A 12,425-nucleotide genomic window follows, 5' to 3' on the forward strand; every position below is an offset into this window, starting at 1 on the left:
TCCGGCAAGGCAAGCTTCGAAACATGATCATTGTGACAAAAATGGCGCGCTTCTAGAATCGGTCGCAATCACGTTGCAGACGATTCGCCTGAACGCCGCGCCGAGCATCGAGCCATCGAGCCTCGCGGCCCTCCGCCCCTTCACCCATCCCCCGCATCGGAGACATCGACATGAGCCGCAACCAGGCCATCGAGCTTGCCACCCGGCACTTCGAATCCGGCGCTTTTCTCGCCGATCTGAACCGTCGCGTCGGTTTTCGCACCGAAAGCCAGGAAAGCGATCGCGGCGCACTGCTGCTGTCCTATCTGACCGACGAAATCCAGCCCGAAGCGGAGCGCCTCGGCTTCAGCACGCGCATCGTCGATAACCCGGTCGATGGCTTCGGTCCGTTCCTGATCGCCAACCGTCACGAAGGCGATCATCTGCCGACCGTGCTGATCTACGGCCACGGCGACGTCGTGCGCGGCTACGATAGCCAGTGGCGCGCGCCGCTGACGCCGTGGGCGGTGACCGTGGAAGGCGAGCGCTGGTTCGGTCGCGGCACCGCCGACAACAAAGGCCAGCACTCGATCAACCTCGCCGCGCTCGCGAGCACGCTCGCCGCGCGCGACGGCAAACTCGGCTTCAACACGAAGCTGTTGATCGAGATGGGCGAGGAAACCGGCTCACCGGGGCTCGACGCGATCTGCCATGCGCATCGCGACGAACTCGCCGCCGACGTGCTGATCGCCTCCGACGGTCCGCGTCTCGCAGCGCGTTGTCCGACCGTGTTTCTCGGCTCGCGCGGCGCGGTCAATTTCAGGCTGTCGCTGAACCTGCGCGACAGCGCGCATCACTCGGGCAACTGGGGCGGCTTGCTGCGCAATCCGGCGACGGTGCTCGCCAACGCGCTCGCGAGTCTCGTCGATGCGCGCGGCGTGATCGCAGTCGACGGCCTGCGTCCGCCGCCGATCCCCGAGGCCGTGCGCCGCGCACTTGCCGACATCACGGTGGGCAACGGTCCGGGCGACCCCACCGTCGATGACAACTGGGGCGAGCCGGGTCTTTCCGCGCCCGAGCGCGTGTTCGGCTGGAACAGCTTCGAAGTGCTGGCCTTCAAGGCGGGCAATCCGGAGAACCCGGTCAACGCGATTCCGCCGTCGGCGTTCGCGGTCTGCCAGTTGCGTTTCGTGGTCGGCACCGATTGGGAAAACCTCGGCGAGCACCTGCGCGCGCATCTCGATGCGCACGGTTTTCAGCTGGTCGAAATCGACGTCGAACGCGGCGCGCCAGCCACGCGGCTGGATCCCGACGATCCGTGGGTCACGTGGGCGATCGCGTCGCTCGAAGCGACCACCGGCAAGAAGACCGCGCTGCTGCCGAATCTCGGCGGCACGCTGCCGAACGAGGTATTCGCCGACACGCTCGGTCTGCCGACGATCTGGGTGCCGCATTCTTATCCGGCCTGCTCGCAGCATGCGCCGAACGAGCACCTTCTGGCTCCGGTGGTGCGCGAGGGCCTGCAGATGATGGCGGGACTGTTCTGGGATCTCGGCGAGAATTCGCCGCTTGCGGCGAAGCGCGAGACGGTGGATACGGCAAAGGCCGCGGGTTGAGTTCGGCCGACGCCGAGTGATTCGCTGCGCCTTCCGCGGCCGCCCAGGCAATCGACCGGGGCCGCCACGGCAAGCGCGTCGCGCTTACCTCGACGTCAAGGCGCCGGATTCGGCTGCAGCTCGTGCAGCCTGTCGATTTCCGCCAGCACTTCCGGCGACAGCTTCACGTCCGCGCTGGCGATGTTTTCCTTCAATTGTTCGAGCGAGGTCGCGCCGATCAGATTGCTGGTCACGAACGGCCGGCTATTGACGAACGCGAGCGCGAATTGCGCGGGGGTCACGCCGTGGCGCTTCGCGAGCTCGACGTAACGCGTGGTCGCCTGCACGGCTTGCGGCTTGCTATAGCGCTGGAAGCGCTCGAACAGCGTGATGCGCGCGCCGGCAGGACGCGCGCCGCCTTCGTACTTGCCCGACAGCCAGCCGAACGCGAGCGGTGAATACGCGAGCAGACCGATGTTGTCGCGATGCGCGTACTCGGACAGACCCACTTCGTACGTGCGGTTCAACAGGCTGTACGGATTCTGGATGCTGACGATGCGCGGCAAGCCGAGTCTTTCGGCCGCGCGCAGAAACTGCGCGACGCCCCACGGCGTTTCGTTCGACACGCCGATATGGCGCACCTTGCCAGCCTTCACGAATTCGGCGAGTACCGTCAGCGTTTCCTCGATCGGCACCGTGTACGCGTCGTCGACCCACGGATACGACGGACGGCCGAACGTCATCGTGCTGCGATCGGGCCAGTGCAGCTGATACAGATCGACGTAGTCCGTTTGCAGACGTTCGAGGCTGTCGTTGAGCGCCTCGGTCAGGTTCTTGCGATCGAACTGGTTGCCCTCGCCGCGAATATGACGCGGATTGTGCGGCTGACGCGCGGGGCCCGCGATCTTGGTGGCGAGCACGATCTTCTCGCGCGCGCTCTTGTGCTGCGCGAGCCACGTGCCGATGTAGCGCTCCGTCGAGCCTTGCGTTTCGGCGCGCGGCGGCACCGGATACATTTCCGCGGTGTCGATCAGGTTCACACCGTGATCGAGCGCGTAGTCGATCTGCGCGTGCGCTTCCTGCTCGGTGTTCTGCTCGCCCCACGTCATCGTGCCGAGACCAATCAGGCTAACCTGCACGTCGGAGTCGCCGAGTCTGCGGTATTCCATCTAACTTGTCCTGTTGAAGAGGTGAACGGAAAGCGCAGACGTTACCACGCCGACGCATTACCTGCAGCACGGCTAGAATGCGGGGCCATGCGTTGCAGCGCGCCGCCGGGTGCTTGCGCGTTGCGCGCTTTGCGCTCTCGATGCGCGTTTCATCATGACTTCGTTGCCATGAATCACGAACACCTCGAATTGCTGGTCACGCGCGTGATGCCCTACGGGAAATATAAAGGCCGCGTGATCGCCGACCTGCCCGGCCACTATCTGAACTGGTTCGCGAGCCACGGCTTTCCGCCCGGCGAGATTGGCCGTCTGCTCGCGTTGATGCACGAGATCGATCACAACGGCTTGAGACCGCTGCTCGCCCCCTTGCGCAAACCGAAGCCCCTGGAGCGTTGAGACCGTGGCCGTGAAAGCGTTGCCAGGCCGGCTGAAAGTCGCGGCGCAGGCAAACTGCAAGCAATGTAGGACAGTACAAATTCATACAGGTTTTTTCTTGCGGATCGCGTTTGCGTGGCCTTTAATCGCCATAGGTCGTCGCGCTGTGAAACGTCGGGAGTGAAGCGGATCAGTCGTCATTCGCTGAACAATTTCGATGTGTTCCGGCGCCGTGCGATCCCCCGCCTTCGTGACTCCCTGCATGTCCATGTCGCAATTCAACCTGTCGGCATTGCTCGAATTCATCGGCCACGATCTGTCGCCGGTGCGCGCGGTCATCCTGTTCTTCGTGATCGGCTACGTCGTGGTCGGACTGCCTGTGCATTTTCGCCAGGGCGCGGTCTCGCGCGACATCTGGGGCACGGCCGCCGGCGTAACGATGGCCGTGATCTACGCGGCGTTCATTGCCGGCGTGTACCCGTGGCTGCATCACGTATCGGCGATCGCGCGTTGAGCGTCGGCCGCCGTCAGGTCCGGGCCGAGACCTTCCCATAGCGATTCACGCAATTCGCCTCGCGGCTGCCAGCGCCGCATCGACGTTCGATACAAGGGTCGGCGCGCCTGTGCCGAACTCGCGGTGCTGACACGCCGCATCGTCTCGCGAAATGCAAGGCAACGTTCGTCCCACTCGAGCCCGCAATGCGCGAGCATGCGACGCACGTTCGCTTCCCAAGCGTCGACCAGCTCCTCGTGCTCGATCTCGATCATCACGCCCGCGTGTAGAACGCGCCGCCAGTGCGTTATCAACGCATCGTACGCGCGCTGACAGCGGCCCAGCTCGCCGAGGTGGCAGCCGAACGCCACGTCGTGAAAAATGCGCGAGAAAATCGATAGACAGGTCTGCAATCGCGAGCGGCGGCCATGATCGATGCGCGCGTTCGGCAGCGCGAGATCAATGAGGCCGACGTTGATGAAGTTGAACGGGTATTTGTCGGCAAAGCGCGCGAGCGGGCCAAGCGATTCCGCCTCGTTGTAGCGCACGCCTTGGCGATACAGCACGTTGCCTTTGAGCAGATGATCGAACGGGGCGGGCAAGCGAATCGCTTCCGACTTAAACGACGAATCGTCCGATGGAAGTTAGCAGCCACGCCCTTCAGTAACGTATCAGATGGTTAACGAAGTGTTACCGCAACGCCGCTCGGTAATACGCGAGAAGATTGGCGAAACGGTCGAGCGTCGCGGCAACGGCTCGCGTGGTCGAAGCCCCGAGCGCGCACCGCCGCGCCGGCGCCGGTAACGCTCGGACACAAACGCGGCTGAACTCCGTTGCGCGCGGTTTTTCTGAGGTTTACGTGAAGGAGAAAATCGTGACCAGGCTCATTGCATCGATGACGCTGCTAGCGGCCGCGGCAGCGAGCATCACTGGATGCGTCGTCGCGCCGCCAGCGGACTACGGCTATGCGCAACCCTACTATCCCTACGCGTATGGACCGCCTTACTACGGACCGGCGTACGGCTCGGTTGGTATCTATGGCGGTTTCGGAGGGTCGTGCTGCTATTACCGACATGGGTATTGGCACGGGCACGGGCACGGCGGATGGCATGGCGGTGGCGGGCACGGCGGGCATGGCGGGGACGGCGGGGACGGCGGGGACGGCGGGGACGGCGGGGACGGCGGGGACGGCGGGGACGGCGGGGACGGCGGATGGCATGGTGGCGGATACGGCGGCATGCACGGCGGCGGCAGCTCGTGGAGCAGTGGCGGCGGGATGGGGGGACATGGACATTAAGGCATTGACGCATTGGCGAACCGGTGCCCGCCTCTGTCGCGACAGTGATAGGGCTCCAGCGCGCCCGGCGGTTTCTGGCCTTGCGGTAAAATTATTGTTTTGATTCAAGCCGCCTGGCCGCTCCATGTCTTTACCTCGCATTCCCAGCCCCCGCCGCGTGTCCGTTGCCCCGATGATGGACTGGACGGATCGCCATTGCCGCTCGCTGCATCGAATGATTTCGCGCCATACCTGGCTTTACACGGAGATGGTGACGACCGGCGCGCTGCTGCACGGCGACGTGCCGCGTCATCTCGCATTCACGCCCGACGAAGCGCCAGTCGCGCTGCAACTCGGCGGCAGCGAGCCCGACGATCTCGCGCGTTCGGCCAAGCTCGGCGAGCAATGGGGCTATGACGAAATCAACCTGAATTGCGGCTGCCCATCCGAGCGCGTGCAACGCGGCGCGTTCGGCGCATGCCTGATGAACGAGCCGCAACTCGTCGCCGATTGCGTGAAGGCGATGCGCGACGTCGTATCAGTGCCAGTCACGGTCAAGCACCGCATCGGCGTCGATACGGTCGAGGAATACGGCTTCGTCCGCGATTTTGTCGGCACGATCGCGCAAGCCGGCTGTGAGGTCTTCATCGTTCATGCGCGCAACGCGATCCTGAAGGGCCTGAGCCCGAAGGAAAACCGCGAGATTCCGCCGCTCAAGTACGACTACGCGTATCAGTTGAAGCGCGATTTTCCGCAGCTGGAAATCATCATCAATGGCGGTATCAAGACGCTCGACGAAGTCGACGCGCATCTTCAGCACGTCGACGGCGTGATGCTCGGGCGCGAGGCGTATCACAACCCCTACCTGCTCGCCGATGTCGACGCGCGCTTCTACGGCTCTGCGCAGGCGGCGCTGACGCGCGAGCAGGTCGAAGCGAAACTGATCGAGTATTGCGCGACCGAAATGGCGCGCGGCACCTATCTCGGCGCGATCACGCGCCATGCGCTTGGGCTGTATCGCGGCGAAGCGGGTGCGCGTGGTTGGCGTCGAGTTTTGTCCGACAGCAAGCGACTTGCCGCCCGTGATCTGACCATCTTCGACGAAGCAAGACAGCATCTGCGCGAGCCCATCGACATTTTTGAATAAAGGACTAGGCAAACCACCATCTAGTCCCTATAATCTCGTTTCTTCGTCGGCGAGACAGGTTTTTAGAGCAAGTCAAGCGGATGTTAGTGGTGGCTGTAGCTCAGTTGGTAGAGTCCAGGATTGTGATTCCTGTCGTCGTGGGTTCGAGTCCCATCAGCCACCCCACAGAATTCATTAGAATCAATCGTTTATTGAAAGCTCGTGGATTTCACAAAGTGAAATTCGGAACGAAAACGAGGATTTCGGAATAAGCCCGCCATCGAGCGGGCTTTTTTGCGTCTCAGTCGGGGCGAAGAGGACACGTCCCCGCTCCGAAGTCTGGCTGGCGCCCGAAAATGACGAAGGGCCGGTTTTTTCTTGACTACCAATAGTGGTGCGAGGGAGGGGACTCGGCCCACCACTCGTCGACATTCTCGCGTTTGATCGGCACGATGCAACGGTCATCACCAGTTGCCGAGACTTCCGGGCGGCGGTTCGTCGGCGACCGCACACGATCCTGAACCGACGTTCGACATGGCGAGCCATCTACGGCTCTTCCCGAGGTAGAGCAGACGTTCACGGTGTACGACTCAAGCACCCTTGGCCAAAGCTGCTATTTGCGTTGACGCTCGTCAGGAGCGGCTGGATGACCTGACGATCATCCAGCGCCAATGCATCAGAATGTGGAACTGCCGAAGGTACTACAAGGCGCTCAATAAAAACAAACCGAACCTCGACGACTGACGTCGACCGCCTGATCGCCACCTTCGAGGCTTGCCTCGCGGAGCTCGCCTGATCGTCCGTGCTGCGCTACCGATCGAGATTCGATAGCATCGCCGGCAGGTAGCGCGCACCCGCCGTCTTGTGCTGCGAGAGGAAAGCGCGAATGCTTTCCAGCTCGGCTGCCGTGAGCGTGACTGAAGCCGCCCCCAGGTTTTCCTCGAGGTACTTGCGCCGCTTGGTGCCCGGGATCGGCACCAGATCGTTGCCTTGATGAAGCAGCCATGCGAGGGCAATCTGGCCCGGCGTCACGGACTTGTCCTTCGCCAGCGCCTTGACGAAGTCGGCGAGCTTGATGTTCGCGTCGAAATTGCTGCCCTGAATTCGCGGATCGTTGGCAGCACGCCAGTCATCGGCGGGCAACTCTTCCGCCCGCTTCGCCGTGCCGGTCAGAAACCCGCGGCCAAGCGGACTATATGGCACAAAACCAATGCCGAGTTCACGAAGCGCCGGCAAGACCTTGTCTTCGACACCGCGCTCAAACAGCGAATATTCACTCTGCAGGGCGGAAACCGGTTGCACCGCGTGCGCCCGCCGGACGGTATCGACGCTCGCTTCGGACAAGCCAAAAAAGCGCACCTTGCCGGCCGCGATCGCATCCTTCACCGTGCCCGCAACATCTTCGATCGGCACATCGGGATCGACCCGATGCTGATACAGTAAATCGATGTGATCGGTCTGCAAGCGCTTTAGCGAAGCATCAATCACTCCCTTGATGTGCGCGGGGCGGCTATTGAGGCCGCGCACACCATTTTCAAAGGCAAAACCGAACTTGGTCGCGATCGTGACCTCGTGCCGGCGCCCCTTCAACGCACGGCCGAGCAGTTCTTCGTTGGTGAATGGGCCATAGATTTCCGCAGTATCGAAAAACGTACAACCCAGTTCGATCGCCCGATGGATCGTTGCGACCGATTCCTCGTCGTCCGGCGTGCCGTATGCAAAGGACATCCCCATGCAGCCCAGCGCGATCTCCGACACCACAAGTCCTTCACGTCCAAGCTTCCGAGTCTTAAGCATGCTGCTCCTCCATCGAAAAGTGCTCCGTTTACGATGGCATATGCAGGAAGAGGATGTTAGTCAGATCCTCTTGATTCATTGCCTGATTGTTCCGGACAGGCGCGCAATGAGAGTCGTAACTTCTTCGCGACCAAGACAGACCTTAAACCCAGCCGGTGTTTAGCCTACCGACTCCGGCAGCGTGCTCAAGCCATGTGCTAACCGCGCGCGATTACATGCCGGCGTGCCTGCCTTGATCTCGGGGTAATCGTTCGATCCGTGCAAAATCTGGCGGTAACGGCGCCATCTTTCAGTTCACGGTGCCCGTCGATCCAGCCGTTTCAGCGTAAGGCGGCCTCGTACTCTGCACCTCAGGGTATCGCGTCGCCGGCCTCCGCCCTCCGTCAATGGCTACGAGTTACATGATGGCCGGCCGGCGAGCGTCCGATGTCCGGCTCAGAGCCGATATCCGAATGTTCGCCACGACGCGCGGTCGAAGGGCTGAAGATGGCCGGTTGCAGTCTCATGCAATGAGCATATGCTGCCTGAACTTCGCACGAGCTGCGATCGGAAGCACGCGACCCCTATGCGCCATTCAAAGCGCCAATTTAGGTGACTGGTATGCAGCCAGAAGATGCCACCCCGCCGGGCAGCCTTCGACAACCAGCCGAAGCCGCCTGTCATCAGTGCGGCGTGATGTCGCCTGGCACCCGGCCATGAGGACGCGTTGTGGGACAATCCAGTTCGGCAACCACTAGTCTGGAGGGCGAACGCCATGGATTCGTCATACATCAAACTGACAACCCCAATCGTCGACAACCGGTCAGCGCTGTGGTTCTCCGCGTATGGCTTCGGGTGGGGATACTGCGCCTTCGAACTCAGACCGGAGGTTGTTTGCGAATACCTCGGAGCGGCAGACGAAAGCCAGAAGCAGTTGCTGCTCGCGTTTCAGTTGGGAAAGCAAAAGTTAGTGGGAGTTGCGGAACGCAAAATACCTCCATCGAGTGGAGAGCGCATCGAGATTACTGGCCAGGATCTTTAAGCCGCGCTGCAGCAGTGCACACGACCGGCCGGTTCGGTCTAAGCACCCGTCATTCGCGCATGAAGTCGGACTGACCGGACCTGGCCGCCTCCTGCATACCGGGTTAATAAGGCCGGGATTGTTTCCAGCCGATGCACCGCCGCTGTGGTGCCAATAGCTTGTCAGGGTGCCAGCGACCGGGACGAGCGGCGTGCCGCGCCCAGTTCCGTCCTCGCTCGCGTCGAAGCCCTCTCCTCGCAATGAGTGCGCGACGAGCAACGTTTCAGATTCCGCGTCGATGCGCTGATTGCTCGTCGTGAGCGCTCGCGCGATTTCGGGTATCAAGCCACCGTCGCACTCGAAGTCCGTCCCGAGTCCACCACCGCCTTGAGTGCGCGCGCTAAGGGTTGGGGCAATTCCTTGCCCCGCTTTTCGGCTCGGCGGAGGATGCCCGCGCAGGCTTTCTCGCCCAGCGCCGTGGCGGTGAGCCTGCCGATGCGGGACACTGCCGCGATTGCCTGGCACTCGGCTTCTCGCTTGTGCCATGCCCGCGATAGAGTCCGGACATAAGTCCACAACCACCCTTTCTCGTGATCAAGAATTGCCTTGCGAATGGGAGGCGACCATGTAAGAGATGTCGGGCTTGCTGCTGGTTTTGCCCTATCTTTCTTCAGGGTTCTGGGGCGGGGCGGCGCAGCCGCCCCCCTCCCATGACATTCGACAGAACTGGTTCACCGCTCGGCAGGGCGAAGCGGCATAGTTCCCTCAGCTATAGGACTCGCGAGACGAGGGCAACGTCAAGCTGACCAGTAATGTCAGTTGACGATACCGTTTCGCGCTACTAATCCGCGCTGTCGATCCGAACCAGCGCTTGTGCGTCCAGCAAGCTGTGTTGCAGCCATTCGTAAGTGACATAGGCCAGCCCGCCGTCGCCCCAGCCCGATGACCAGGAGTTCTTAATGATGAAATATCCGCCGCCCGCGACCTGATCGCTGTCCTGGTAGCCGACGACTAGAATTTCGTGACCGCACAGGCTGGTCCCGCAGCTGTCCGCCTTGATGACCCACGACACGACGCCGCCCTTGTACGTCGCAACCTGAAAGTCGAGGTTCGCGTTGATGGCCATGACCACGGGGTAGCCGCGATACAGCGCTTGCTTGATCCGGCCAATGGACGCATAGAGCTTGTGCGCCGTGGTCGTCCGAAATCCTGAGGAACTCGCTGCGGTAGGATCCTGCTGCCGGGTATCGCTGCCGCCACCCTGCGCCTCGGTAGCCGAGCAGGTGGCATTGGGATACTTGCGGTTGTAGTTGGTGCAATACTTGTCATCGCCATTGTATGGCCAGGATTTCTCCGGAACGAACTTGGTCTTGTTGTCGACGAATGCAGCGATGGTGTCGTACGGGTCGAGTCCGGCGTTGTTCCAGGTGTTGGTCAGTCGCTTTCCCTGGAAGTACGTGTTCTGTTCCGACAGTTTAGTACTGTTCTGCTGCCTCGAGAGCAGCAATTCCGTTGCGGCGTTCAGGGAGAACGCTACGCACGTGCCCCGTTCGCTCTGATCTTTGATATCGCTCTTCAGGGATTCGAGATTCGTGATAAGAGCGCTGTGGCCCACCCCCAAGGAGTCCGAATCGGCCGTGTCACAACCTTCCAGGCCGCTCGGGCAACTGTTCTTGCTCGCCTGGGTCAGCCGCACCTTGTAGTTGCCGAAGAGTTGGACCATCGAGTCGGAGACCCCGACGTTGGAAACAAGGTCCTTTCCCACGTCCTGGTAGCTGATCACCTGACGGGTGACGCTGGAGAGGTCGGCCTCATAGCGGGTGTCGCTTCTCGCGTCACCGTAGCTCGGCGCGTAGAAGCCGGTATCTGAGGAGCTGTTACTGTTACTGTTACTGTTACTGCTACTGTTTCCACTGCTGCCATCGCCCCCGCCGCCCCCACAAGCTTGAAGCGAAAAGAGAATGACGAGCAGAGTTACACGGGCAAGTTTCATGAGATTTTCTTGTCGGCGCCGGCGCGACGGCGCTGCCGCGAACACAAACGACGCGATGTTTTGACGAACCCCGATTTGGCTCAAAGCCGCCTGCGCGGGTCAGACCGGGGACCATTGTGGCGTAAAGCGCGACTGCATCGGGTATGGCCTTACACTACAGCCGCCACCGGAATTGGGCTATCACACGAAAGTCTGGAACGCCTGTCCGGTGGGATATACCGGCACCGCGTTTAGCGTTGCCTCGATATACGGGCGCATAGTGATGCCTTCAGGATCGGGTGCGTACACCACCTTGGCAACGGAGTCCGCGTCGCCCCTTACTAGCGCCGCATTGCACCGATCGAATAGCGACGCGATTTCGTGATAGACCTGCGGTACGTGGACTTCGCCTGCAAAGACGCCAGTGCTGAAAACAACTGCAGCGGCGATCAGAATCTTCTTCATCTTTGCCTTCACTCCATTTAAATGGGACGCCAGCGCGGCATCGGGGAACTACGCCCAATTGGTGGCTCTGGTTACGCGCGAACCTCTCAGCTATCACCAGTTATCCCTGACTGGCAAGCAGCGCCAACATCAACAGAGCGGTTCGGTTGATTTCGGGATCCTGAGATTAATGCCGCCCAATCGCTCGCCCGCGACGACGAGTGGCGACATTACACCCAAAGTTGATTTTATCGTCAACTTTGATGTTGTTATTTTGTTTTCAGCGGACGCTGAGTCGGTCCTGGCGTGAACGAAGGCGCAGTTGCGGCGCCGCGGAGGACGGTAAATCGGCTATCAGGGGGTGTCGTTGCAGCCGAACTCCCGTAGACCATGTAGCAGCGATGAAGGGCGCCCCCCAGCGACCCGATATAGCAGCCTGCTGGCCCGGCCGGCTGCCGGCCGTGAAAGAGGAAATCTACGCCAGCGGATCCCGGCCCGGACGACACCATCGGGTGACGCAAAAGGTGCTGGCTTCGCTGCATGCCTGAGCGTTCAGGTGCCGATGCGCACGACGGAGGAAGTTCGGTTTTTTCGAACCTCATGCATCTTTTCTTCTGCTTTCTGTGGATAGCTCCTCTCCGTACGATTCTTCATGGTTATCGAGGAGGTGTCACATGCAAGCCCTGCTCAGGTCGCGCGACATTGAAGCTGTCCGCTTCCATACCGGCGCCCCGTGATTGTCGTTTCGCTAACCTGATATTTCTGTTTCTGACTTTTAGAATTGGAGAATTAACCATGGCTAAAACGTTTATCTCCGCTCTCGTACTCGTGCCCATCCTCGCGCTGCCCACGATCGCGTCCGCTAGCAGCAACGGTCCCCTGACGCGTGAGCAGGTGCGCGCGGAACTCGTCCAGCTGCACCAAGCCGGCTACGACCGCAACCACGGTGACGCGCACTATCCCACGCACCTCTCCAAACCGCGCTGGAGAGCGTGGGGGACCAGCAGCAGGCGCTCAGTGGCTACGGTGGGGCGTACTCGGGCTCCGCAGCCTTCGGTGCACCCACCAAGCCGGGCTCGTCAGGCACCGCCGCACCCGCCCAGCCGGGCTGGGATCATTCAATCTACAAAGGAAGCTGATCGGCTATCGGCCGAATGGCCGCGCGGTTTGAACCGCCCGGCGTAGTGACACACATGGCG

The 12,425-nt window shown here is 61.4% G+C and carries 13 protein-coding genes and 1 tRNA gene; 9 read left to right on the forward strand and 5 right to left on the reverse strand.

Annotated features, from left to right (window positions below):
• Positions 1-170: 170 nt before the first annotated feature.
• Positions 171-1,595 carry a M20 family metallopeptidase gene (locus OKW30_RS10650; protein WP_429346660.1) on the forward strand — a complete coding sequence of 475 codons (1,425 nt, stop codon included), beginning with the start codon at positions 171-173 and terminating at the stop codon, positions 1,593-1,595.
• 95 nt (positions 1,596-1,690) lie between these two features.
• Here the strand turns inward: OKW30_RS10650 and OKW30_RS10655 are convergent, their stop codons facing one another.
• Positions 1,691-2,743 carry an NADP(H)-dependent aldo-keto reductase gene (locus OKW30_RS10655; protein ID WP_429346661.1) on the reverse strand — a complete coding sequence of 351 codons (1,053 nt, stop codon included), beginning with the start codon at positions 2,741-2,743 and terminating at the stop codon, positions 1,691-1,693.
• A 168-nt stretch (positions 2,744-2,911) separates the two neighbouring features.
• On the opposite strand from OKW30_RS10655, the gene OKW30_RS10660 reads away from it, so the two are divergent.
• The gene (locus OKW30_RS10660) at positions 2,912-3,139 is read left to right on the forward strand and encodes a DUF3820 family protein (protein WP_429346662.1); all 228 of its coding nucleotides are present in this window, start codon (positions 2,912-2,914) and stop codon (positions 3,137-3,139) included.
• Between the two features lie 247 nt (positions 3,140-3,386).
• Positions 3,387-3,632 (forward strand): hypothetical protein, encoded by a 246-nt coding sequence (locus OKW30_RS10665; RefSeq protein WP_184064178.1) that lies wholly within the window; start codon positions 3,387-3,389, stop codon positions 3,630-3,632.
• Here OKW30_RS10665 and OKW30_RS10670 read toward each other — a convergent pair.
• The gene (locus OKW30_RS10670) at positions 3,608-4,213 is read right to left on the reverse strand and encodes a sulfotransferase family protein (protein ID WP_429346663.1); all 606 of its coding nucleotides are present in this window, start codon (positions 4,211-4,213) and stop codon (positions 3,608-3,610) included. The two genes, OKW30_RS10665 and OKW30_RS10670, sit on opposite strands and share 25 nt — an antisense overlap.
• A gap of 272 nt (positions 4,214-4,485) precedes the next feature.
• Between OKW30_RS10670 and OKW30_RS10675 the strand changes: the two genes are divergently transcribed.
• The 3 genes from OKW30_RS10675 to OKW30_RS10685 all read left to right on the forward strand — a co-directional run bounded on the left by OKW30_RS10675 (position 4,486) and on the right by OKW30_RS10685 (position 6,199).
• A complete protein-coding gene (locus OKW30_RS10675) occupies positions 4,486-4,908 on the forward strand; it encodes a hypothetical protein (RefSeq protein WP_429346664.1) in 423 nt (140 codons plus the stop codon).
• A gap of 124 nt (positions 4,909-5,032) precedes the next feature.
• Positions 5,033-6,034: a tRNA dihydrouridine(20/20a) synthase DusA gene (gene dusA, locus OKW30_RS10680; RefSeq protein ID WP_429346665.1), complete on the forward strand. Its 1,002-nt coding sequence runs from the start codon at positions 5,033-5,035 to the stop codon at positions 6,032-6,034.
• An 89-nt stretch (positions 6,035-6,123) separates the two neighbouring features.
• Positions 6,124-6,199: transfer RNA gene (locus tag OKW30_RS10685), tRNA-His, on the forward strand.
• Positions 6,200-6,823: 624 nt separating this feature from the next.
• On the opposite strand, the gene OKW30_RS10690 is transcribed toward OKW30_RS10685, so the two are convergent.
• The gene (locus tag OKW30_RS10690; protein ID WP_429346666.1) at positions 6,824-7,810 is read right to left on the reverse strand and encodes an aldo/keto reductase; all 987 of its coding nucleotides are present in this window, start codon (positions 7,808-7,810) and stop codon (positions 6,824-6,826) included.
• Positions 7,811-8,564: 754 nt separating this feature from the next.
• Between OKW30_RS10690 and OKW30_RS10695 the strand changes: the two genes are divergently transcribed.
• Complete coding sequence (locus OKW30_RS10695) at positions 8,565-8,831, forward strand: hypothetical protein (RefSeq protein WP_429346667.1); 267 nt, start codon at positions 8,565-8,567, stop codon at positions 8,829-8,831.
• An 820-nt stretch (positions 8,832-9,651) separates the two neighbouring features.
• Here the strand turns inward: OKW30_RS10695 and OKW30_RS10700 are convergent.
• Together OKW30_RS10700 and OKW30_RS10705 are read right to left on the reverse strand one after the other, a co-directional pair.
• Entirely contained in the window at positions 9,652-10,803 is a 1,152-nt protein-coding gene (locus OKW30_RS10700) for a C1 family peptidase (protein WP_184063842.1), read from the reverse strand.
• Between the two features lie 180 nt (positions 10,804-10,983).
• Positions 10,984-11,247: a hypothetical protein gene (locus tag OKW30_RS10705; RefSeq protein WP_184063845.1), complete on the reverse strand. Its 264-nt coding sequence runs from the start codon at positions 11,245-11,247 to the stop codon at positions 10,984-10,986.
• Between OKW30_RS10705 and OKW30_RS10710 the strand changes: the two genes are divergently transcribed.
• On the forward strand, positions 11,207-11,536 hold the full coding sequence (locus tag OKW30_RS10710; protein WP_184063848.1) for a hypothetical protein: 330 nt from the start codon (positions 11,207-11,209) through the stop codon (positions 11,534-11,536). The two genes, OKW30_RS10705 and OKW30_RS10710, sit on opposite strands and share 41 nt — an antisense overlap.
• A 485-nt stretch (positions 11,537-12,021) precedes the next feature.
• Complete coding sequence (locus OKW30_RS10715; protein ID WP_429346668.1) at positions 12,022-12,411, forward strand: DUF4148 domain-containing protein; 390 nt, start codon at positions 12,022-12,024, stop codon at positions 12,409-12,411.
• The last annotated feature ends 14 nt before the right edge of the window (positions 12,412-12,425 follow it).

The sequence above is a fragment of the Paraburkholderia sp. Clong3 genome (assembly GCF_050436485.1).
GTDB lineage: Bacteria > Pseudomonadota > Gammaproteobacteria > Burkholderiales > Burkholderiaceae > Paraburkholderia > Paraburkholderia tuberum.